This is a genomic window from Burkholderia sp. MSMB1072, from assembly GCF_001524725.1.
In the GTDB taxonomy this organism is placed as follows: domain Bacteria; phylum Pseudomonadota; class Gammaproteobacteria; order Burkholderiales; family Burkholderiaceae; genus Burkholderia.
The window spans coordinates 204,756-225,987 of sequence record NZ_LOYC01000056.1; the positions used below are offsets into that span (position 1 = coordinate 204,756).

Genomic DNA, 21,232 nt, shown 5'->3' on the forward strand with positions numbered 1-21,232 from the left:
CTTCCCATGAACCAAGCCGCGCTGATCGAAGCCGATCGTCAACACCTGATCCATCCCGTCGTCAACTACCGTGCGCACGAGGCGCGCGGCGTCACCGTGCTGGAATCCGCGGACGGCGTGTTCCTGCGCGACGCCGCGGGCCACACGCTGCTCGACGCGTTCTCGGGCCTGTGGTGCGTGAACGTCGGCTACGGCCGCGACAGCATCGTGAAAGCCGCCGCCGACCAGATGGCGAAGCTGCCCTACGCGACCGGTTATTTCCATTTCGGCTCGCAGCCGGCGATCGAACTCGCCGAACGGCTCGCCGCGCTCGCGCCGCCGTCGCTGAACCGCGTGTACTTCACGCTCGGCGGCTCGGACGCGATCGACTCGGCGGTGCGTTTCATCACGCATTATTTCAACGCGACCGGCCGACCGTCGAAGAAGCAGATGATCGCGCTGGAGCGCGGCTATCACGGCTCGTCGTCGATCGGCGCCGGCCTCACCGCGCTGCCGGCGTTCCACCGTCACTTCGACCTGCCGCGCGCGGACCAGCACCATATTCCGTCGCCGTACCCATACCGCCATCCGCTCGGCGACGATCCGCAGGCGCTGATCGCCACGTCGGTCGCCGCGCTCGAAGCGAAGGTCGCCGAACTCGGCGCGGACAACGTCGCCGCATTCTTCTGCGAACCGGTGCAGGGTTCCGGCGGCGTGATCGTGCCGCCGGCCGGCTGGCTGAAGGCGATGCGCGACGCGTGCCGGCGCCTCGGCATCCTGTTCGTCGCCGACGAGGTGATCACCGGCTTCGGCCGCACGGGCCCGCTGTTCGCATGCGAGGCCGAACAGGTCGACCCGGACCTGATGACCGTCGCGAAGGGCCTGACCGCCGGCTATGCGCCGATGGGCGCGGTGCTGATGTCCGACGAAATCTACGAAGGGATCGCGGGCGAGCGCGCCGATTCGCCCGTGGTCGGCCACGGCCATACGTATTCCGCGCACCCGGTCAGCGCGGCGATCGGCCTCGAGGTGCTGAAGCTCTATCACGAAGGCGGGCTGCTCGCGAACGGCCAGGCGATGGCGCCGCGCTTCGCCGCGGGGCTCGACGCGCTGCGCGCGCATCCGCTCGTCGGCGACGCACGCTCGGTCGGCCTGCTCGGCGCACTCGAACTCGTGACCGACAAGGCCCGCAAGACGCGCTTCGACGCGGCGCTGAACGTGCCGGACAAGATCGCGGCCGCCGCGTACGCGAACGGCGTGGTGTTTCGCGCGTTCGGCGACGGCGTGCTCGGCTTCGCGCCGGCACTGAGCTTCACCGCGGGCGAGTTCGACCTGCTGTTCGAACGCGTGCGCAAGACGCTCGACGACGTGCTGGCCGACGCGGGCGTGCAGCGCGCGCTCGACGCCGCGCACGCGCAGCCGGCCTGACAGGCCAAGGGAAAGCCGGGCTTGTGGCCGCCATCGTTCGACTCTAAAGTAACCGGACATTCCATTTTTGCCCTTTCACGTGAACATGACGGACAGCAAGCTGGATCGCATCGACCTGCGAATCCTCTCCCAGTTGCAGAAGCGCGGCCGCATGACCAACGTCGAGTTGGCCGATGCGGTCGGGCTGTCGCCCAGTCCATGCCTGATCCGCGTGAAGCGGCTCGAGAAGGCCGGCTACATCGGCGGCTACGGCGCGCACATCCAGCTCGAGAAACTCGGCGACGTGCAGGTCGTGTTTACCGAGGTCACGCTGGCCGACCATCGGCGCGAGGATTTCGACCGCTTCGTCGCGGCGATCCGCAACGTCGACGAGATCGTCGAATGCCACCTCGCGAGCGGCGGCTACGACTATCTGCTGAAGTTCATCACGCGCAGCGTGAGCCATTACCAGACGATCGTCGAAGGGCTGCTCGAGCAGAACATCGGCATCGAGAAGTATTTCAGTTACGTGATCATCAAGTCGCCGTTCGTCAAACGGCACTACCCGCTCGAATCGCTGTTCGGCGAACGTCACTGACAACCGGCGTGCGTCGCTCCGTCACGCGGCAGCCGGCTGTCCGCGTGGGCGGGGTCGCGCCCGCCGCGCGCCGCCAGCGTCGCCGAATCGCTTCATTCAAGGAACTGTCATGCCGCTTACGCTGTCCCGAACCGAACTCGTTCGCACCGCCAACCTGATCGACGGCGCCTGGCGCGATGCGCTCGACGGCCGCCGCTTCGCCGTCACCGATCCGGCCACGCTGGAGACCATTGCCCACGCACCCGACAGCGGCGCCGCCGACGCCCGCGCGGCGACCGACGCCGCGGCACGCGCGCTGCCCGCGTGGCGCGCGACGCCCGCGCGCGAACGCGCCGCGATCCTGCGTGCATGGCATGCGGCGATCGTCGCGCACACCGACGATCTGGCGAAGCTGATCTCGCGCGAGCAAGGCAAGCCGCTTGCCGAAGCGCGCGGCGAAGTCGCGTACGGCGCGTCGTACGTGCTGTGGTTCGCGGAGGAAGCGACGCGCACGTACGGCGACCTGATCCCGCAGCAGCAGCGCGGCAAGCGGCTGAGCGCGGTGAAGGAGCCGATCGGCATCGTCGCCGCGATCACGCCGTGGAATTTCCCGCTCGCGATGATTGCGCGCAAGATCGCGCCCGCGCTCGCGGCCGGCTGCACGGTCGTCGCGAAGCCGGCGGAGGACACGCCGCTGACCGCGCTCGCGCTCGCGTTTCTCGCGCAGGAAGCCGGCGTGCCGGCCGGCGTGCTGAACCTGATTACCGCGTCGCGCGAACGCGGCGTGGAAGCCGCGGCCGACTGGCTTGCCGACGGCCGCGTGCGCAAGATCACGTTCACCGGCTCGACGCCCGTCGGCAAGCTGCTCGCGCGCGAATCGGCGGCGACGTTGAAGAAGCTGTCGCTCGAACTCGGCGGCAATGCGCCGTTCATCGTGTTCGACGACGCCGAGCTCGATGCCGCGGTCGACGGGCTGATGGCCGCCAAGTTCCGCAACGGCGGGCAGACGTGCGTGTCGCCGAATCGCGTGTACGTGCAGGCCGGCGTCTACGACGCGTTCGCCGCGAAGCTCGCCGCGCGCGTCGCCGCGCTGAAGGTCGCGCCGGCGACCGACCCGGCCGCGCAGATCGGCCCGATGATCAACGCGCGTGCGGTCGACAAGATCGCGCGTCACGTCGGCGACGCCGTCGAGCGCGGCGCACGCGTGCTGACGGGCGGCAAGCGCCTGAGCGAACTCGGGCCGAACTATTACGCGCCGACGGTGCTCGCCGACGCCACTCGCGACATGCAGCTGACCTGCGAGGAAACCTTCGGCCCGGTCGCCGCGCTGTTTCGCTTCGACTCCGAGGAAGAAGCCGTCGACGCCGCGAACGACACGCCGTTCGGGCTCGCCGCGTATTTCTACACGCAGGACGTGCGGCGCATCGCGCGCGTGTCGGCGCGGCTGGAGACTGGCATCGTCGGGATCAACGAAGGCGCGCTCGCGAGCGAGGCGGCGCCGTTCGGCGGCGTGAAGGAATCGGGCTATGGTCGCGAAGGATCGCGTTATGGGCTCGACGATTATCTGTCGATCAAGTATCTGTGTCAGGGCGGGCTCGAGTGATCGGATGAATCCGGGCCGTCTGCGAGGACGGCGATTACCGTACCCACCCGACTGCGCGCCTTGACAGCGGAACCGGTCGGTCCATATAGCGAACCGATCGTCGTGGCGATGTGCCGCTGCAAGGACAGCGCGGACCACCGGGCCGGCAACGCTTCAAAGGCTGTGCAGACCGGGTCGTCCGCAGTGCATACACGAACGCGGATCGCATCAGAGCAGCCCCAACGTCGACGCCTTGAGGGTCGCCGCAGCGCGTGTCGAACACTCGAGCTTGCGAAACGCCTTTTCGACATGGGTTCGCACCGTGCTCGGACTCATCGCGAGCGCCTGCGCGACCTGCTTGTTGCTCGCGCCTCGGGAAATCGCCCGCAGGACGTCGATTTCCCGCGCGGACAGGCGCGGGCCAGCGAGCGACGAGCGCGTGACGGTGCGCCGGAGCGCGGGCGCGCCATTCGTCACGAGCGTGGCTACCACTTCGCCGCATAGCCGGCCGCGCGCCGCTTCTTCCTGCAACTGGCCGGCGGCTGCCGCATCGCTCAGCGCCGCGCGCCACGGACGCGCCGAGCGCAACGCGACCCACGCCAGCGACGCCGCGAGCACGCGCGCTTCCAGCGTCAATGCCGCGTCGCGCACGCCGCGAAAATAGCCCGAGCCGTCCTGCCGTTCGTAGGCATACGACGCAAGCACCGCGGCTTCGCCCAGCGCGCCGGTCTGCCTGCCGGCGCGTTCGGTCCAGTACGGCACGAGCCGAACCTTCTCCCATGCGCTCGCAGGCAGCCGCGTCGGCAGATTCCACACGTCGTTCGGCACCGCCGCCCTGCCGATGCCGTGAATCAGTCCGGCGCGGTACACGCGTTCGCGCGCTGCCTCGTCCGACGAGAGACGGCCGTAACAGGCGGCCGCCGTCGCGGCGACCGAACGCGAAAAACCCGTCATCCACGGCAGTTTCAGATCGATGACGTCGGCGATCAATTCGGCGGACGTCGCGCCCTGCATGTCCGGCGTGGCCAATGCGGCGTCCAGTTCGGCGGACGTCATGTTCTCGAGCGCCGCCAGCCAGCACGTTGCGTCGCGCGCAGCCGTCTCGACGAGCACGGCCGGATAGCGTGCCCCCGCGCGTTGCCCGATCAATTCGAGGGCCCGCTCGATGCCGTACGTGCGGCTGAACACGTCGAGATCGCCCGCAAGCGCGACGATCGACACGGCGGCCGGCACCTGTTCCCGCGCGCGCCGAGCGGGCAGCCCGTTGCCGTCCCAGCTTTCGAAAATATGCCGCAGCGCGGTTTCCGTCGCGTTGGACAGACCGAGTATTCGTGCAACCTCGCCCGAGACTTCGCAATGAATCTGCGCGAGCGGGATCATCGCAACGCCCGCGCCGCCGATCGCTTCGGCCATGCCGGCCCGGCTCTCGAGCATCGCGGCGCGGATCGCGACGTCGTCGCCGAATACCTGCGCGAAACCCGCCGCGTTCGCCGTGCAGCCCGACCAGCGCAACAGCGCCACCTCGCGCGCCGTGTCGCACACCGCTGCATCGAATCGTGCCGCATGCGCGAGCCGTGACGCCAGCCAGCCGGTGCGCGGCGAATGGTCGGTCGGTTGCCCCATGCTGAGATCGCCGATGAAGGCCAGCGCGCGTACGGCGTCGAATATGCGCAGCGGGGCGTGACGGGCTTCGGCGTCGGACATCGGGTGGGCGCAGACATTCGCGAGGACGGGAAAACGATCATACGCGACGGCGTCGCGTCGTGCATGAGCATGCGCGTGGCGGCTCACCGCGGCCACGCCGGCGCGAGGTTCGCCCGCATCGGTGCAGACAGCCGACGGAATTCGCCATCGGACATCCGACCGATAGCCGGAGGCCCGGACGATTGCGATACTCGGCGCACTGGAGATTCGGTCGGCGCCGCATCCGCATGACGGACACCCTGCGCACCGGCCGGAACGACGATTCGATTTAAAAAGGAGTGCAAATGGTTTATCGCTACCCCGAATTCCACGCCCCTGCCGACGAACGATGGCTGAAACGGTACTACTTTTCCAGGGCGATATTCTCGCTGATCTGGGTCGCGCTGGCGTTTTCCGTCGGCCGGCAGAGCGCGGCCGGCGCGGCGGTCCTGCTGGTCGTTTATCCGGCCTGGGATGCGCTCGCCAATTTCGTCGACCTGTCCCGCAGCGGCGGGATGGCGGCAAACCGTACGCAGGCGATCAACGTCGCGATCAGTGCCGTCACGGCAGTGGCGGTATTTCCGGCGTTGAATGCGGGCCTGCCTGCGGTACTTGCGGTGTTCGGCGTCTGGGCGATTCTGTCCGGCGCGCTGCAGCTCGGCACCGCCGTGCGGCGCTGGAAGCATGCCGGCGCACAGTGGGTGATGATCCTGAGCGGTGCGCAATCGGCGCTGGCCGGGTTGTTCTTCATTGTCCAAAGCCACGCGCCGATGCCGCCCGCGATCGTGAAGATCGCGGGCTACGCGGGAGTGGGTGCGCTTTATTTCCTGATATCCGCCATTTGGCTGCAGGTGCGGGGGATGCGGCGCAGCGTGTCGTGAGCCGTCGATCGAAATGGATGTGACCGATAGCGTATTCAGCCAAGGTGGAAAGGTTCCGTAAATCATCGATATTCCTGCTGGCGAATCAAATGCCGAACAGCCAGCAAGGCACGTTCCGTTCCCAGGGGGACGCTTTCCGTCGTTAGGGCGGCCGATTCACTTGGCCGGGTGTCGTCTCTTGGCCGGCTGCAGTCGGACGTGTTCGGCTGTAGCCGACCCGGAGCCGCCGCTCGGTTTTTCCGCGTCCAACGACCGGTTCCAGGCAGACGAGGGATCCTGCCGCGATTACGAACCGTTGCGTGTCACATGGATTCACGCGTGTACGCTTCCGTGAACTACGACCCGACATGGTCTATTCGGCGAATAGTGGGCGGCAGCTTCGGCGTCAGGATGCTTGCCGGCGTGCGTTCGACTGGTCTGGATACGATACGTCGAAACCTGGTCGCTCGAGAAAGAACGCGCTCCCCATCAGCATCGACGGCGTCCGATAACCTCCTGGCCCCGAGGCGGTCAGGCAACGATTGGCAATCGCCAGCGCCGTGTCCGCCGTCATCGCGTAAACGTTGGGCGCCGACATCGTCATCGTGGCGGTCCTACCCTGGACGTTGGTCGCCTGCGCCCAGAACTCCGTTCGCTGGACGTCGCGTGCGCCCGCGTCCGGACCACCTGCAAAGACCCGCCGTGCGAGCCGGTCCAGCGCCTGCGAAACGGCGCGAACAGCGAAAAGCCTACGCGTGAAGTTGGTGAGTCGCATCGTCAGCCCGAGCGTGAGTGGCAATGCGCAGTAAACGAGCCCGTCCGGTACGCCTGTCGATACGCCGGCGGTGAACACGTCACCCCAAGGAATCGACACCCCCCAACGCGTGCCGCCGGGAAACGGAATACGTTTGATGCGCCAGGCATTGGGCACGGAAACGAGGCGGTGATTTCGTCGGATCAGCCCCCCGCTTGCGGCGGACTCGAGAATGGTTTTCGCCGTTCCGATGCTCGGCTTCGTCCCGAACGAAAAGGCAAGGTCGATCCGAGCCGCATCAGGCATCCGTGCCTTCAGCGCCGCAGCAAGGCTATCGGTGGGAACGATGTCGAACCCCGCGCCAGGGCAGAGCACGATGCCGGCATCGGCGGCGCGCGCATCCTGCGCATGGCAGAACTGGAAAACCGGAATTTCACCCGTGATGTCCACGTAATGAACATGCGAAGCGATACAGGCTTCAACGAACGCCACGGCCGTCGTCGAGAACGGCCCGGCGCAATTCAGTACGACGGCAACGTTTTCGAGGTTCGCTTTCGCTTTCGCGACCTCGAATGCCCTCGTCTCCAGACCGAACGCATCCGCAAGCGGCTCGAGTTTTTTCGCGTCCCGACCGGCAATGATTGGCCGCATGCCTTGGCGCACTGCTTCACGGACGACCAGTTCCCCCGTATAGCCGTATGCGCCGTAAATCATCAACGTTTTACTCATCGTTCAGTCTCCTTGCGCCGGCTTCGATCGTCATCATCATTCGCTCCCCGCGCATTTTCATGCTACCCGTTGCGCTTCCGGATACTGCCGGCCGGCTGCGGTCCGGACTGACGGCCCGAGGCCGACGTACCTATCCAGAAAGCCAAGTTGCAGCGCAATACTCTGGACACAGACGGCCTCGTCTTCCAGGTGAAGCTCGAAATGGTTTCCATCCAGTAGATGAAATTCGCATCGCGGGATGCGCATCGCCGCGTGCCACGCCGCCGAAGCCGGCGTGACCGTATCGCGCCGACCGGTGACGATCAGCGTCGGCGCCATGACTCGATGGGCTGAGCGTATGGGGCTATAGAACGGCACTTCCAGGAAAACCCGTGAAAGCGTCTTGTTTTCCCAGTTGGCTCCTGCGGGAAGCAGCCGGGCATAGCCTTCCTGGCATTCGGCGCTCGTCAGGGCCGCGACGTCGCCCGGCCGCCCGACGATCGGCCGGTAATACGGGCGCCCCAATAGTCTGCCGCCGTGGTCGAGCAGCGCCGCCATGGTCAATCGCATCAGGACGTGCACTGGCACAGTCCGGATGCTTGCAATGCCACTCACATGCGGCACCTGGGCGATCACGGCATGAATCCGATGGTCGTTCGCGGCCGTCCGGATCACATGACCGCCGGAAAACGACGTGCCCCACAGTACTACGCGCTCCTGGTCGATGCCGGAGAGCGTCCGGACATGCGCGACGGCTGCGGCCCAGTCGGCAAGGTGCCGACGCGGGCTGATCCAGTGCCGGGGCATTCCTTCGCTGTCGCCGAAATTGCGATAGTCGAACAGGTATACCGCGTACCCGTGCCCGACGAAGCGCCGCGCAAACGCGTGCAACCCCGCCGCTCGAATCGCGCCGAAGCCATGCGCCATGACGATGACCGGCGGTCTCTCGCTCCTGTCCGGCAACATGAGTGTTCCAGCGCAAAACTCGCCCTGGCTCGAAAATCTGGAATCGACACTCAGCATGGTCGTCTCCGGTCACGCAGCCGCAGCCCGCTTATCGGCCAAACCAGCGACAGCCGTGTCCGCGTCGGACGAGGCGCGCCGGAATACCAGTGTGGAGTCGGCGATGCCATCCTTCAACAGCATCTCACGATCAGCCTCCAGGCTGTGCAGGACGCGCCACGGCAACGTTCGCCCCTGGCGCGGCAGCACGTTTTGACCGCGCTGGACGTAGCCGGAGTGCAGCGAATCGAGGATCGATTCGTCGAGCATCTCGCCGTCCGGCGCATGTGCGGTCACTATTTGGAAACCCTCCGTATCCATGTGCTTCAACAGACGGCAGACATAGTTCGCCGCCATGTCGATCTTGAGTGTCCATGGCGCATTGGTATAGCCGAAAAGGTAGGCGAAATTCGGAACGTCCTGCATCAGCACACCCTTGTACGTCATCGTCTTGCTGACCTCGACCTTTCGCCCGTCGACATGCAGATTCATGCCGCCAAGCGACTGGAGTTGCAGCCCCGTCGCGGTGACGATGATGTCCGCTTCGAGCGTCTTGCCCGATTTCAGAAAGATCCCGCTTTCGGTGAACGTCTCGATATGATCGGTCACGATAGCCGCTTTGCCGTCGCGCAGGACCTTGAACAGGTCGCCGTCCGGAACAGCGCACAACCGTTCGTCCCACGGGTTGTACTTCGGCGTGAAGTGACTCATGTCGACGCCGCTGCCGACCTGCTTCTCGACGTGGGACAGCAGCCAGGAGCGGATCGGGCGCGGCCATCGTTTGGCCGCCTTGTAGATCAAACGCTGCAGCCGGATATTGCGCCAGCGGGCCAGCCCGTACACCCACCGGGTCGGCAACACACGATCCAGAACCGCGGATATCTTGTCGTAGGCCGGAACCGAGAAGATGTAGCTCGGCGAGCGTTGCAGCATCGTGACGTGTGCGGCGCGGCCGGCCATCGCAGGCACGAGCGTAACGGCAGTTGCCCCGCTGCCGATCACGACGACGCGCTTGCCGCGATAGTCGAGATCCTCGGGCCAGTGCTGCGGGTGAATGCGCAGCCCCTTGAATCGCTCTTGTCCGGGGAAATCGGGCAGATAACCCTGGTCGTGGTTGTAATAGCCGGTACAGGGAATGAGGTACGTGCAGGTGAAGGTCAACGTCTCGCCCGTGCCTTCTTGCTGGGCGCTGACCGTCCAGCGGCTTTGCTCGGTTGACCACGATGCACCGTCGATCCTGACGCCGAACCGGATGAGCCGATCGACACCATGCTCCCGCGCGGTGTCGGCAACATATTGCCGGATCGACGGCCCATCGGCGAGAACCTTGTATTCATGCCACGGCCGGAATTGATAGCCGAAGCTGAACATGTCCGAGTCGGACCGAATACCCGGGTAGCGGAACAGGTCCCACGTACCCCCGATTGCGCTGCGTCGCTCGAGAATTCCAACGCGCTTGCCCGGACATTCCCTGGCGAGATGGCATGCCATCCCGATACCGGAAAGGCCGGCTCCAATGATCAGGACGTCGTAGTCGGTTTTCATCGGATGTCTCCTTCTTGATTATGATCGACACCCTTACTCTAGCCATTACGCGCCGCGATTATTTGACGTCACGAGACTATTGCTTTACATTTTGAGACATGGACCCGTTAGTTAGAGCAAGCGGCCTTCGCGGCTATCCGGCGCTCATGCGCGACATGGGCCACGACCCCGTGCCGCTGCTGCGCCGATACCACATGACGGAGGCGTCGCTGGACCGGGACGATACGTTGATATCGCTTCGTTCTGCCACGCATCTACTGGAAGCCAGCGCCGACGTGACGGGATGCGGCGATTTTGGTCTGCGCTTGTCTTCGCATCAGAGCATCGACGTGCTGGGTCCGTTGAGCATCGTGCTGCGGAACGCACCCACGATCAGGGATGCCCTGAGCGACGTGATTCGATACCTGTTCGTGCACAGTCCAGGAATCGTCGTGTCGGTCGACGAACGTAGCCCGATCGTCAAGAACACGGTTGCGGTATCCGTCGAGGTTCGACTCTCAGGTTCCGTCGTCACGCGGCAAAACAGCGACCTTTGCCTCGCGGACGCGCACAATTTCCTGCGGCTCTTTGCGGGAGACAAATACGCGCTGCTCGCCGTATCGATACCGCACGAACCCGTTGTCAACCGCGCGACGTATGAGCGATTCTTCGGAGCGAGACTCCTGGAAGAGCCGGCTGGCGCAACGTTGCATATTGCGCGCGACACGTTTGCCGCCAACGTTCAGGGGGCGAACGCCTCGTTTCATCAGATCGCGGAAGACTACATTTTCCGCAACTTTGGTGCGGCCCGGGGAAGCACGTCGGATCGCGTTCGCCAGGTGCTACGGCAGACGCTTGGCACGTCGAGCTCAAACAAGTCCAGTGTCGCTACACTGCTTGCGCTGCATCCGAGAACGCTGCAGCGCCGCCTTTCCGAAGAGGGCACGAGTTTCGAGAGCCTCAAGGACGCCGTCCGCAAGGAGCTTGCCGTGCATTACCTTCGAAATACCCGGCTGACAATCGGTCAGATTTCGTTGATGCTCGGGTTTCCTGCGCAATCCGCGTTATCGCGCGCTTGCCGCCAGTGGTTCGAGCTCACGCCGTCGGATATGCGCGGTGGCAAGGGGGGAGTTCGATCATAAGCGCTCGCGCGCCTGCTCGACACAGAAATCATGGACGGCAGTGACCATCTGCTGCAACCGAGGTTGTTCCAGCGGATAGTGCCCGGCATTCTCCAGCATCGTCACCTTCACCGGCACTTGCCGGATTCGGTGCAGGAATAACTGGCTCAGATGCAAAGGCGTCCAGCGATCCTGCGCGGGCTGCGTCAAACAGCGCATATTTCTCTGGGAAGAATGGGTAGATCGCCGCCCTCGGCACGCCGGTTACTTCGGCAAGAGCCGGTATCGATGCTCGGAACGCTATTTCGTGCCAAGGCCGCGAGCCTGGGCGCACCGCCGGCGCTGCCTTCCATACCCGATGTGGCAACGATCAGCCTGGAAATCGCGTTCGCCTGCATGAAGCATAGCTATGCAAAATAAAATCGCGTGTCAGCGGAGATTTGTCGCGAGGCGGTGCGCGCAGTGACAGCGTATCTCGGGTCGTGGGACGAGCAGGGATAGCAGCTAATTGATGGGCCGGAAAGCTGCCGTTTGAGCCGGGGGTCTCGGGAGGTGGTGAAAGGCCGAAACTGGCCGCATGCCGCCCGACGCGTTTAGCTATAACCGTCCCGCAGAAGACGCGAGCCATTCCCGAAACCGGCTTTGTGACCGCTTGACGCCCCCGGCTCCGCCTTCCTCCCTACCGCCTACACAACGCCCGAGCCAGCGCATCCCCCGCGGCCAGAATATGCGCGGACAAAGCCGCACACGCTGCGTCCACATCCCCATCACATATTGCCCGAACGATGTTCCGATGCTCGTCGTTCGAGCGATCCTGCCAGTCCAGTTGCTGCCACGTCGCATACAAATGCCGTGCGCTGGCCCGATGCATGTCGCCAATCGCAGCGACGAGCCGCGGCATCCCGCACCGCGCGGTCAATGCGCGATGAAACCTCAGATTCAGCGTACCCAGCACGGCTATGCCACGCGCCGTCGCCTCCTGATCGAGGATCGCATCGAGTTCCTCCAGCGCACGTGCGTCGAGAGCGGGCATCGCCTCGCGCAGCGCCAGCGCCTCGAAAGCGGCACGCATCTTTGCCATCTCAAGCACGTCCGCCGGCTCGAGCGGCGCCGCCCGCACGCCTCGTCGCGGTTCCACCACCGCCAACCCCTGCGCTTCCAGCCGTCTGAACGCCTCGCGCACCGGCACATGGCTCGCGCCGAACTCTGCCGCGATGTGGTCCTGACGCAGCCACTCCCCCGGCGCGATGACGCCCGAGATGATGCGGTCCGCCAATGCGGCAGCGATCCGATCGGCCAGCGAGCGATCGTCCTTGACTTCAACCTTCATGCCGACCACCATGCATATATTATCTATTAAATTGTAACAAGATCGGAGGCTCGATGCGCCACCACCGTCCTGTGCGTCTGCAGCACATTGCCGGCATCGGCGTCGATCGCATGGGTTCGATCGCCGATCGTGCCGACGTCGACCTCTTGCGACTCGAAAATCTCGATACCGACATCCCACCCACTTCGGAAGCGCTCGCCTTCACCCGGGACGCAATCCAGCGAGACTCGGCCAATTCATATTTGCCCTTCGTCGGCCAGGATCGGCTACGCGCGAGCGCAGCCGCCCACGTATCGGCGCTTTCGGGGCAGCGCTTCACGGCCGACCAGGTGGTGGTATCGGCCGGCGGACTCTCCGGCATTCTGAATACGCTGCTCGCCACCGTCGAGACCGGCGACGAAGTCATCGTCACCGATCCGACGTACGCGGGTCTGCTGAACCGCGTCCGCCTTGCGGGCGGTGTGCCCCGGCAAGTCCCGTTCGCCTTCACGCCGGGCGGCGAATGGAAGCTGGACCGGGCCGCGCTACGGGCAGCGATCGGTCCGAAAACGCGGGCCATGCTGCTGATGTCTCCGTCGATGCCGTCGGGCGGCTTCTTCGATGCGTCCGACTGGCAACTGATCGCGAGCTTGTGTGTGCAGAACGATCTGCTGCTGATCCTCGACAGCGCGATGGAACGGCTGCTCTTCGATGGACGCACGGTCATCCATCCCGCCGGCCTGCCCGGCATGGCCGAGCGTACGGTCACGGTGGGCGCCGCGTCGAAGGAGCTGCGCATGATTGGCTGGCGAGTCGGCTGGATCGTCGCGCCGGAATGGCTGATTCCGGATCTTGTGGCTGTGTCGCTCGCCAATGTCGTGGTGCCGGTCGGCATAGCTCAGGAGGCCGCGGCGGTTGCGCTCGAGCATTCCACATCCGATCTGCCTGGCTACGTGAGCGAACTCGAGAGGCGGCGGGATACCGTCGCCGCCGAACTGTCGGGACTCCCGTTCGGCATGCCGGCGGGGGGCTGGTCGATGCTGCTGCGCGTGTCCGATTTCGGCCTGACCGGATCGCAGATGTCGGAGCGGTTGCTGAACCACGGCGTGTGTGCGACGGCCATGACCGGATGGGGCGTTGCACACGGCGAGCAGTACGTCCGATTCGTGTTCTCGAACGAACCGGTCGAGCGGTTACGCACGCTCGGGGACAAGGTGCGCTTCGCACTGGAAGGTTGACGGCCGCCCACGAGAAAGCCGAGTCGCGTGCAAGGCCTCGCCGGTTGGAGGCATCCGGCATTCCGTCCGTGATGGTCGAACGAACTCAAACGAGATCAATCCACGTCGCGTGACGCATCCGGCGCCGGGGCGGCACGATATCGCAGCCCCGGCCGGACGTAACGTCGCGCGAACGCCCTACCGCCCCGCCGGCGGCCGCAGAATATCGCGCGGAATCGACGCGATCAGTACGCAGCTGATCAGCAGACAAGCGCCCAGCGCATAGGTCCCGTTGTTGATGTCGCCGGTCATCTGCTTGGCGACGCCGGTGATCATCGAGCCCGTGAAGCCGGACAGGTTGCCCACCGAATTGATCAACGCAATGCCGGCGGCCGCGGCCGTGCCGGACAGGATCTGCCCCGGGAAGGTCCAGTAGATCGGCATCAACGCGAGAATGCCGCACGTGGCAATGGTCAGGAATACGATCGACAGCGCCACGTTCTGCGCAAACGCCGCGCTCAGGATCAGGAAGACGCCGCCGATCAGCGCGGGAATGGCCGCATGCAGGCGGCGTTCGCCGGTCTTGCGCGAGTGCGACGCATTCCACACCATCGCGAAGATCGCCGTCAGGTACGGAATGGCCGTCAGCACGCCGATGTGCAGCGGGCTGTGCACGCCCGACGCGCGGATGATCGACGGCAGCCAGAAAGCCAGCCCGTAGAAGCCGGTATTGAACGTGAGCAGGATGAAGGTGAGCAGCCACACGCGCGGGCTGCGCAGCGCGGCGCCGATGCTGTGCGACTTGTGCGCGGCCTCGGATTCGAGGTTGCGCGACAGCACCGCCTTTTCGTCGGCGGACAGCCACTTCGCCGACTGCGGGCCGTCGCCGAGGCAGGCCAGCACGACGAACGCCACCACGATCGACGGCAGCCCTTCGAGCAGCAGCATCCATTGCCAGCCGCTCATGCCCGACAGGCCGTGCGTCTGCTCCATCAGCCAGCCGGACACCACGCTGCCGAGCGTCAGGCTCAGCGGGATCGCGACCAGGAAGCCCGACATCGCCACGCTCTGGCGGCGCGCCGGGAACCAGTAGTTCATATAAAGGATGACGCCCGGGAAAAAACCCGCTTCGCACAGCCCCAGCAGGAAGCGCAGCGTGTAGAACATCGTGGTCGTCTGCACGTGGAAGAACTGCGCGAGCGGCACGATGAAGGCCATCGAAGACGACACGATGCCCCACGTGATCATGATCCGCGCGATCCAGAAGCGCGCGCCGTAGCGGTGCAGCAGCAGGTTGCTGGGCATCTCGAACAGGAAATAGCCCCAGAAGAAGATGCTGGCGCCGAGCGCATAGACGCCGTCGCTCAGGTTCAGGTCGTCCAGCATCTGCAGCTTCGCGAAGCCCACGTTGACGCGGTCCAGGTAAGCCACGACGTAGCAGAGCAGCAGCAACGGCAGGATGCGCCGCATGACCTTGCGGTAAAGGGCGTCTTCGGACGAGTCGGCCGCGGCCGGTGCGGCAGCGGCCTGCGTAATGGATGGCATCGGTCTGTCTCCTGATTGTGTAGGTCTTCTTCGTACCGTCGCGTGCGCCTTGCGCATCGATGTTACCGATAACATCCGGTGGCAAAAAAAAGCCGACGAGGCGACGGGAGCGATCGGCAAGTTGATACCGGTAACAAAACTGAAGGTAGCACGCTGCGATACGCGCGTACAAGTGCCGCCGAACGCGTGGTTTCCCTAGTACGGACCTCACCGCGACGAGCACGCCGCGGCCAGCCTGCACGGTACGCCGCCCCGGTATGATGTAGCCTTTCCGGCTTTCTCCCGATCGCGATTCCGATGCCCAGTCCCACCGCCGTCCGGCCCGCCGGGCCGCCCCGCATGTCCGACGTAGCGCGCCTCGCCGGCGTATCGAAGATGACGGTGTCGCGCGTGCTCGCTGGCCACAGCGTGGCCGCCGAGACGCGCGCACGGGTTTGCGAGGCCATCGAGCAGCTCGGCTACGTGGCGGATGCTGCCGCCGGTGCGCTGTCGTCGGGGCGATCGGAATTCGTCGCGGTGCTGGTGCCGTCGCTGTCGAGTTCCAACTTCTCGGACACCGTGCGCGGCCTGACCGATGCGCTCGAGCCGCATGGCCTCCAGTTGCTGCTCGGCGACACCGACTACGACCTGGAACGCGAAGAACGGCTCGTCCGGTCGATGCTGCGACACCAGCCGCGCTGCATTGCGCTGACGGGGTCGCAGCACACCGAGGCGACACGCAAGGTATTGGAGCGCTCGGCAATCCCGGTGGTCGAGATGTGGGACCTGCCCACGCGCCCCATCGACACCGCCGTCGGCTTCTCGAACGTGCGCGCCGCCCGTGCGATGGTGCGCCACCTGGCCGAGCGTGGCTATCGGCGCATCGGCTTTCTGGTCGGCGCGAGCGAACTGGATCGCCGCGGCCTGGACCGACTCAAGGGCTACCAGGCGGAGATCAAGGCGCTGGGTCTGGGCGAACCGCGCGTCGTGCGGCTCGGCGAATCGCCGATCACGATGAGCCACGGCGGCCCCGCAATGGCAGCGCTGCTGGAGCAATGGCCGGATACCGACGCGGTGATGTGCGTGAGCGACATGTCGGCATTCGGCGCGATCATGGAGTGCCACCGGCGCGGGCTCGCCGTGCCCGCCGACATCGCCGTGGCCGGCTTCGGGAACTTCGAAGTGGCGACATGCTGCCACCCGACCATCACCACCGTGTCGGTCGACGCGTACGGCATCGGGCTGCGCACCGGCGAAGCATTGCTGGCGGCGCTCCAGGCGCGCGACGGCGGCGAGCGGACCGACGCGAAAAGCATCCGTATCGACTACACGATCATCCCGCGGGAAAGCGCCTGACGAGCCGACGGCCGCGCGCATCCCAACGCGCGACGCGCGCGGCTTCGTACCGGCCCCCTGCCCCACTCCTTCGCCACGCGCGCACGAAATCCCTTCCGCTATGCAAAAAAGCCGTGCTAACATCCAGGCGATGTTACCGGTACCATCCGGCACGCAAAATGAGAAAGGCCCCTTAGGAGACAGCCTGCCATGTCACAAATCCCTCGCCGCTTGCGCAGCCAGGAATGGTTCGACGATCCCGCGCACGCCGACATGACCGCGCTCTATGTCGAGCGCTTCATGAACTACGGGTTGACGCGCGAGGAACTGCAGTCGGGCCGCCCTGTCATCGGCATCGCGCAGACGGGCAGCGATCTCGCGCCGTGCAACCGCCATCACATCGAGCTGGCCGAACGCACCAAGGCCGGCATTCGCGACGCGGGCGGCATTCCGATGGAGTTCCCCGTGCACCCGCTGGCCGAGCAGAGCCGCCGGCCCACGGCCGCGCTCGATCGCAATCTCGCCTACCTCGGGCTGGTGGAAGTGCTGCACGGTTTTCCGCTGGACGGCGTGGTGCTGACGACCGGCTGCGACAAGACCACGCCGGCCTGCCTGATGGCGGCCGCGACCGTCGACATGCCCGCGATCGTGCTGTCGGGCGGCCCGATGCTCGACGGCTGGCACGAGGGCAAGCGGGTCGGCTCCGGCACGGTGATCTGGCATGCGCGCAACCTGCTCGCCGCGGGCGAGATCGACTACGAAGGCTTCATGCAGCTGACCACGGCTTCGTCGCCGTCGATCGGCCACTGCAATACCATGGGCACCGCGCTGTCGATGAACAGTCTGGCCGAGGCGCTGGGCATGTCGCTGCCCGGTTGCGCGAGCATTCCCGCCGCCTATCGCGAGCGCGGCCAGATGGCTTACGCCACCGGCAAGCGCGCGGTCGAACTCGTTCGCGAAGACCTGCGCCCGTCGAAGATCATGACGCGCGCGGCGTTCGAGAATGCGATTGTCGTCGCGTCGGCGCTCGGCGCGTCGACCAACTGCCCGCCGCATCTGATCGCCATCGCACGCCACATGGGCGTCGAGCTGAGCCTGGACGACTGGCAGCGCTTCGGTGAAGCCGTGCCGCTGCTCGTGAACTGCATGCCGGCCGGCGAATACCTCGGGGAGAGCTTCCACCGCGCCGGCGGGGTGCCGGCCGTGCTGCGCCAACTCGATGCGGCGGGGCTGCTGCGGCGCGACTGCCTGACCGTATCGGGCCGCGCGATCGGCGAGATCGCCGACACCGCGCAGGACGCCGACCGCGACGTGATCCGTACGCCCGACGCACCGCTCAAGCATGGCGCCGGCTTCATGGTGCTGTCGGGCAATTTCTTCGACAGCGCGATCATGAAGATGTCGGTGGTGGGCGACGCGTTCCGCCGGACCTACCTTGCCGAACCGGGCGCGGAGAATACGTTCGAGGCGCGCGCGATCGTGTTCGACGGCCCCGAGGACTACCACGCGCGCATCGACGATCCCGCGCTGAACATCGACGAGCGCTGCATCCTCGTGATCCGCGGCTGCGGCACGGTCGGCTACCCGGGCAGTTCGGAAGTCGTGAACATGGCGCCGCCCGCCGAGCTGGTGAAACGCGGCGTCACGTCGTTGCCGTGCATGGGCGACGGACGCCAGAGCGGCACGTCGGCCAGCCCGTCGATCCTGAACATGTCGCCGGAAGCCGCGGTGGGCGGCGGCCTCGCGCTGCTGCGCACGAACGACCGCGTGCGCGTGGACCTGAATCGCCGCAGCGTCGACGTGCTCGTCGACGAGGACGAACTCGCGCGCCGTCGCGAGACCGCAAGCTTCACCGTGCCGCAGGCGCAAACGCCGTGGCAGGAACTCTATCGCCGGTTCGTCGGCCAGTTGTCCACCGGCGGCTGCCTCGAACCGGCCACGCTGTACCTGAAGGTCATCGAGCAGCGCGGCAACCCGCGCCATTCGCACTGACTCCACCGCCCCCGACTCTTGCCGAGCTGACCATGCGTACTCCTTCCGTTTCCGACTGCCTGCCGCACGACCTCGCCCACGCGCTGCTGATCGGCCGCGTCTGGCGGCACGACGGCGCCCACGCGGGCCCGAGCGTCGTCGCCGTGCGCGGCGGCGAAGTGTTCGACATCACGCGCACCGTGCCGACCACCGCGGACCTGTTCGACCGCCGCGATGCGCTCGCCATCGCACGCACCGCGTCCGGCGAATCGCTCGGCCGCGTCGAGCCGCTGTTGCAGGCGGCGCTGGACGGCACACCCGGCGCCACGCACCTGCTCGCGCCGTGCGACGTGCAGGCCATCAAGGCGTGCGGCGTCACCTTTGCGGTCAGCCTGATCGAGCGCGTGATCGAGGAACAGGCCGGCGGCGATCCTGCCAAAGCGGCCGAGGTACGCGACACCATCGCCTCGACCATCGGCACCGATCTGTCGAAGATCGTGCCGGGCTCGGAAGCCGCGCTGCGCCTGAAGGCGGAACTCGAGCGCCGCGGCGCGTGGTCGCAATACATGGAAGTGGGCATCGGCCCGGATGCCGAGGTGTTCTCCAAGTCGCAGCCGATGTCCGCGGTCGGCTTCGGCGCGGACGTGGGGCTGCTGCCCGTGTCGGCATGGAACAACCCGGAGCCGGAAATCGTGCTGGCGGTCGCCAGCGACGGCCGGCCGGTGGGCGCGACGCTCGGCAACGACGTGAACCTGCGCGACGTCGAAGGCCGTTCGGCGCTGCTGCTCGGCAAATGCAAGGACAACAACGGCTCGTGCGCGATCGGCCCGTTCGTGCGGCTGTTCGACGACGGCTTCACGCTCGACAGCGTGCGGGAATGCAGCGTGTCGCTGCGTGTCGAAGGCGCGGACGACGGCTTCGTCCTCGACGGCATCAGCCACATGCGCGAGATCAGCCGCGACCCGGCGGACCTCGTCGCGCAGACCTGCGGCGCGCATCACCAGTATCCGGACGGCTTCATGCTGTTCCTCGGCACGATGTTCTCGCCGATCCAGGATCGCGACGCGCCGGGCGGCGGATTCACGCATCACCTCGGCGATCGCGTCACCATCTCCACGCCCGCGCTCGGCGCACTCGTCAACACCGTGCGGCTTTGCACGGAGATCGCGCCGTGGACCTTCGGCGTGCGCGCGCTGTATGCGAATCTGGCCGCGCGCGGGCTGCTTGCTGCGTGAAGGCGGCAGACGGGGCGTGCGAACCGCGCCGCGCATTGCGCGGTGGCAGCCCGGTCGACGGTCGGTCCGTGAAGCAATCGCGCAATGTCACGTGCGATCGAATCCGCTCGATGTGCCGCTCGCCTGCTCCGACGCATCGTGCCGCGTATAAACCGCCAGCCCCCACGTCAACAGCGCGGCCAGCGCAAGCGATACCGACATCGCCAGCATGCCCGGTGCATACGAATGCGTCGCGTCCTTCAGCACGCCGACCATCCACGGGCCGACGTAGCCGCCAAGGCTGCCCATCGAATTGATGAACGCCATGCCGCCTGCCGCCGCCACACCGGTCAGATACCGTGACGGCAGGCTGTAAAACGCCGGTCGGGCCGCACTCAGCCCGATCACCGCGAACACCATGCCGACGAGCGCGGGCAGCAGCGACGAAAACGCGACCGCGAATATCAAGCCCGCCGCCGACACGACGCATGCGAGCGCCAGATGCAGCAGGTGCCGCCCGTGACGCTCCATCAGCCGCGCCCACGCGATCATGACGACGGCAGCGACGAGGTACGGTACGCCCGACAGCAGCCCGACCGCAAACGTCGACAGTCCGTGCCCCTTGAGCATCAGCGGCAGCCAGATCGCGATACCGTTGATGCCGATCCAGTAGCAGAACAGAATGCCGACCATGATCCAGACCCGCACGTCGCGAAACACGGCAGCGAAGTTCCTTTTCGGCAACTCGGCCGATTCGCGGGCAAGAACGTCGGCCAGCGCAGCGGCCTCCTCCCGCGTCAGCCATTCGGCTTGTTCGGGTCGGTCACGCAGGAGCCACAGGGTCAGCAGGCCGAGCAGACACGCAGGCAACCCTTCGACGACGAACAGCCATTGCCAGCCCTTGAGCCCGCCGGTGCCGTCCAACTGCATGATGAACGCGGCCAGCACGCCGCCGACCACCGACGACAGCGGGATCGCCACCAGAAACCAAGCCAGTACCCGTACGCGCCACGCTTTCGGGAACCAGCACGACAGATAGAACAGCACGCCTGGAAAGAAACCCGCTTCCGCCGCACCGGTCAGCACGCGCAGCACATAGAAGCTGGTCGGCCCCTGGATGAACGCGCACGCGGCGGACAGCAGCCCCCAGCTGATCATGATGCGGGCCAGCCAGCGCCGCGCGCCGAACCGGTAGAGCGCGAGATTGCTCGGCACCTCGAGCACGCAGTACCCGACGAAGAACAGCCCGGCCGCCATGCCGAACTGGCTGCCGGTCAGGCCGAGATCGCGGTTCATCGTCAGCGCCGCGAAGCCGATGTTGGTCCGGTCGATGTAATTGAAGAAGTAGCCGATCGCCAGCAGCGGGACGAGGCGCACCAGATTCTTGCGCAACGCGCGCTGAAGCGCGGCGTCGTTCGTCACGTCCGGCTGGTCGTGCGCAACGGAGAGCGTCGATGCCATGGGC

The 21,232-nt window shown here is 66.0% G+C and carries 17 protein-coding genes; 9 read left to right on the forward strand and 8 right to left on the reverse strand.

The window, feature by feature from the left end:
- Positions 1 to 6 precede the first annotated feature (6 nt).
- From WS89_RS25820 to WS89_RS25830, 3 genes are all read left to right on the forward strand, one after another.
- Positions 7 to 1,407: an aspartate aminotransferase family protein gene (locus WS89_RS25820; protein ID WP_059794386.1), complete on the forward strand. Its 1,401-nt coding sequence runs from the start codon at positions 7 to 9 to the stop codon at positions 1,405 to 1,407.
- Between the two features lie 85 nt (positions 1,408 to 1,492).
- Positions 1,493 to 1,984 carry an Lrp/AsnC family transcriptional regulator gene (locus WS89_RS25825; protein ID WP_006749694.1) on the forward strand — a complete coding sequence of 164 codons (492 nt, stop codon included), beginning with the start codon at positions 1,493 to 1,495 and terminating at the stop codon, positions 1,982 to 1,984.
- 109 nt (positions 1,985 to 2,093) lie between these two features.
- Entirely contained in the window at positions 2,094 to 3,566 is a 1,473-nt protein-coding gene (locus tag WS89_RS25830; protein WP_059794389.1) for an NAD-dependent succinate-semialdehyde dehydrogenase, read from the forward strand.
- Between the two features lie 207 nt (positions 3,567 to 3,773).
- Here the strand turns inward: WS89_RS25830 and WS89_RS25835 are convergent, their stop codons facing one another.
- Positions 3,774 to 5,249: an HD domain-containing phosphohydrolase gene (locus WS89_RS25835; RefSeq protein WP_059794391.1), complete on the reverse strand. Its 1,476-nt coding sequence runs from the start codon at positions 5,247 to 5,249 to the stop codon at positions 3,774 to 3,776.
- A 284-nt stretch (positions 5,250 to 5,533) separates the two neighbouring features.
- On the opposite strand from WS89_RS25835, the gene WS89_RS25840 reads away from it, so the two are divergent.
- Positions 5,534 to 6,109: a DUF308 domain-containing protein gene (locus WS89_RS25840; protein ID WP_059794394.1), complete on the forward strand. Its 576-nt coding sequence runs from the start codon at positions 5,534 to 5,536 to the stop codon at positions 6,107 to 6,109.
- A gap of 385 nt (positions 6,110 to 6,494) precedes the next feature.
- Here the strand turns inward: WS89_RS25840 and WS89_RS25845 are convergent, their stop codons facing one another.
- The 3 genes from WS89_RS25845 to WS89_RS25855 are packed head-to-tail and all read right to left on the reverse strand — an operon-like array spanning position 6,495 to position 10,097.
- Positions 6,495 to 7,571 (reverse strand): saccharopine dehydrogenase family protein, encoded by a 1,077-nt coding sequence (locus tag WS89_RS25845; protein WP_059794395.1) that lies wholly within the window; start codon positions 7,569 to 7,571, stop codon positions 6,495 to 6,497.
- Positions 7,572 to 7,628: 57 nt separating this feature from the next.
- A complete protein-coding gene (locus WS89_RS25850) occupies positions 7,629 to 8,573 on the reverse strand; it encodes an alpha/beta hydrolase (RefSeq protein ID WP_059794398.1) in 945 nt (314 codons plus the stop codon).
- 12 nt (positions 8,574 to 8,585) lie between these two features.
- Positions 8,586 to 10,097: a flavin-containing monooxygenase gene (locus WS89_RS25855; RefSeq protein WP_059794401.1), complete on the reverse strand. Its 1,512-nt coding sequence runs from the start codon at positions 10,095 to 10,097 to the stop codon at positions 8,586 to 8,588.
- A gap of 98 nt (positions 10,098 to 10,195) precedes the next feature.
- Here WS89_RS25855 and WS89_RS25860 point away from each other — a divergent pair, with 98 nt between their 5' ends.
- Positions 10,196 to 11,218: an AraC family transcriptional regulator gene (locus tag WS89_RS25860; RefSeq protein ID WP_059794404.1), complete on the forward strand. Its 1,023-nt coding sequence runs from the start codon at positions 10,196 to 10,198 to the stop codon at positions 11,216 to 11,218.
- On the opposite strand, the gene WS89_RS34000 is transcribed toward WS89_RS25860, so the two are convergent.
- Both WS89_RS34000 and WS89_RS25870 read right to left on the reverse strand, forming a co-directional pair.
- Positions 11,213 to 11,407 carry a hypothetical protein gene (locus tag WS89_RS34000; RefSeq protein ID WP_257128225.1) on the reverse strand — a complete coding sequence of 65 codons (195 nt, stop codon included), beginning with the start codon at positions 11,405 to 11,407 and terminating at the stop codon, positions 11,213 to 11,215. The two genes, WS89_RS25860 and WS89_RS34000, sit on opposite strands and share 6 nt — an antisense overlap.
- 469 nt (positions 11,408 to 11,876) lie before the next feature.
- The gene (locus WS89_RS25870; RefSeq protein WP_257128226.1) at positions 11,877 to 12,527 is read right to left on the reverse strand and encodes a GntR family transcriptional regulator; all 651 of its coding nucleotides are present in this window, start codon (positions 12,525 to 12,527) and stop codon (positions 11,877 to 11,879) included.
- A gap of 53 nt (positions 12,528 to 12,580) precedes the next feature.
- Here WS89_RS25870 and WS89_RS25875 point away from each other — a divergent pair, with 53 nt between their 5' ends.
- Entirely contained in the window at positions 12,581 to 13,744 is a 1,164-nt protein-coding gene (locus WS89_RS25875; protein WP_059794413.1) for a pyridoxal phosphate-dependent aminotransferase, read from the forward strand.
- A gap of 177 nt (positions 13,745 to 13,921) precedes the next feature.
- Here the strand turns inward: WS89_RS25875 and WS89_RS25880 are convergent, their stop codons facing one another.
- Positions 13,922 to 15,268, reverse strand: a complete 1,347-nt coding sequence (locus tag WS89_RS25880; protein WP_059794416.1) for an MFS transporter — start codon at positions 15,266 to 15,268, stop codon at positions 13,922 to 13,924.
- 297 nt (positions 15,269 to 15,565) lie between these two features.
- Here WS89_RS25880 and WS89_RS25885 point away from each other — a divergent pair, with 297 nt between their 5' ends.
- The 3 genes from WS89_RS25885 (at position 15,566) to WS89_RS25895 (ending at position 19,788) form a co-directional block, all read left to right on the forward strand.
- Positions 15,566 to 16,603, forward strand: coding sequence for a LacI family DNA-binding transcriptional regulator (locus tag WS89_RS25885; protein ID WP_082741971.1), 1,038 nt, complete (start codon positions 15,566 to 15,568; stop codon positions 16,601 to 16,603).
- A 189-nt stretch (positions 16,604 to 16,792) separates the two neighbouring features.
- The gene (locus WS89_RS25890; protein WP_059794419.1) at positions 16,793 to 18,574 is read left to right on the forward strand and encodes an IlvD/Edd family dehydratase; all 1,782 of its coding nucleotides are present in this window, start codon (positions 16,793 to 16,795) and stop codon (positions 18,572 to 18,574) included.
- Between the two features lie 32 nt (positions 18,575 to 18,606).
- Positions 18,607 to 19,788 (forward strand): fumarylacetoacetate hydrolase family protein, encoded by a 1,182-nt coding sequence (locus tag WS89_RS25895; RefSeq protein WP_059794422.1) that lies wholly within the window; start codon positions 18,607 to 18,609, stop codon positions 19,786 to 19,788.
- An 87-nt stretch (positions 19,789 to 19,875) separates the two neighbouring features.
- Here WS89_RS25895 and WS89_RS25900 read toward each other — a convergent pair whose 3' ends face one another.
- The gene (locus WS89_RS25900) at positions 19,876 to 21,228 is read right to left on the reverse strand and encodes an MFS transporter (RefSeq protein WP_059794425.1); all 1,353 of its coding nucleotides are present in this window, start codon (positions 21,226 to 21,228) and stop codon (positions 19,876 to 19,878) included.
- Positions 21,229 to 21,232: the final 4 nt, after the last annotated feature.

Excerpts from the sequence above, each read along its gene's own strand:
- WS89_RS25875 (WP_059794413.1), top strand. The coding sequence starts at position 12,581 with ATGCGCCACCACCGTCCTGTGCGTCTGCAGCACATTGCCGGCATCGGC.
- WS89_RS25890 (WP_059794419.1), top strand. The coding sequence starts at position 16,793 with ATGTCACAAATCCCTCGCCGCTTGCGCAGCCAGGAATGGTTCGACGAT.
- WS89_RS25855 (WP_059794401.1), bottom strand. The coding sequence starts at position 10,097 with ATGAAAACCGACTACGACGTCCTGATCATTGGAGCCGGCCTTTCCGGT.
- WS89_RS25835 (WP_059794391.1), bottom strand. The coding sequence starts at position 5,249 with ATGTCCGACGCCGAAGCCCGTCACGCCCCGCTGCGCATATTCGACGCC.
- WS89_RS25820 (WP_059794386.1), top strand. The coding sequence starts at position 7 with ATGAACCAAGCCGCGCTGATCGAAGCCGATCGTCAACACCTGATCCAT.
- WS89_RS25825 (WP_006749694.1), top strand. The coding sequence starts at position 1,493 with ATGACGGACAGCAAGCTGGATCGCATCGACCTGCGAATCCTCTCCCAG.
- WS89_RS25885 (WP_082741971.1), top strand. The coding sequence starts at position 15,566 with ATGCCCAGTCCCACCGCCGTCCGGCCCGCCGGGCCGCCCCGCATGTCC.
- WS89_RS25850 (WP_059794398.1), bottom strand. The coding sequence starts at position 8,573 with ATGCTGAGTGTCGATTCCAGATTTTCGAGCCAGGGCGAGTTTTGCGCT.
- WS89_RS25840 (WP_059794394.1), top strand. The coding sequence starts at position 5,534 with ATGGTTTATCGCTACCCCGAATTCCACGCCCCTGCCGACGAACGATGG.
- WS89_RS25830 (WP_059794389.1), top strand. The coding sequence starts at position 2,094 with ATGCCGCTTACGCTGTCCCGAACCGAACTCGTTCGCACCGCCAACCTG.
- WS89_RS25880 (WP_059794416.1), bottom strand. The coding sequence starts at position 15,268 with ATGCCATCCATTACGCAGGCCGCTGCCGCACCGGCCGCGGCCGACTCG.
- WS89_RS25895 (WP_059794422.1), top strand. The coding sequence starts at position 18,607 with ATGCGTACTCCTTCCGTTTCCGACTGCCTGCCGCACGACCTCGCCCAC.
- WS89_RS25860 (WP_059794404.1), top strand. The coding sequence starts at position 10,196 with ATGGACCCGTTAGTTAGAGCAAGCGGCCTTCGCGGCTATCCGGCGCTC.
- WS89_RS25845 (WP_059794395.1), bottom strand. The coding sequence starts at position 7,571 with ATGAGTAAAACGTTGATGATTTACGGCGCATACGGCTATACGGGGGAA.
- WS89_RS25900 (WP_059794425.1), bottom strand. The coding sequence starts at position 21,228 with ATGGCATCGACGCTCTCCGTTGCGCACGACCAGCCGGACGTGACGAAC.
- WS89_RS25870 (WP_257128226.1), bottom strand. The coding sequence starts at position 12,527 with ATGAAGGTTGAAGTCAAGGACGATCGCTCGCTGGCCGATCGGATCGCT.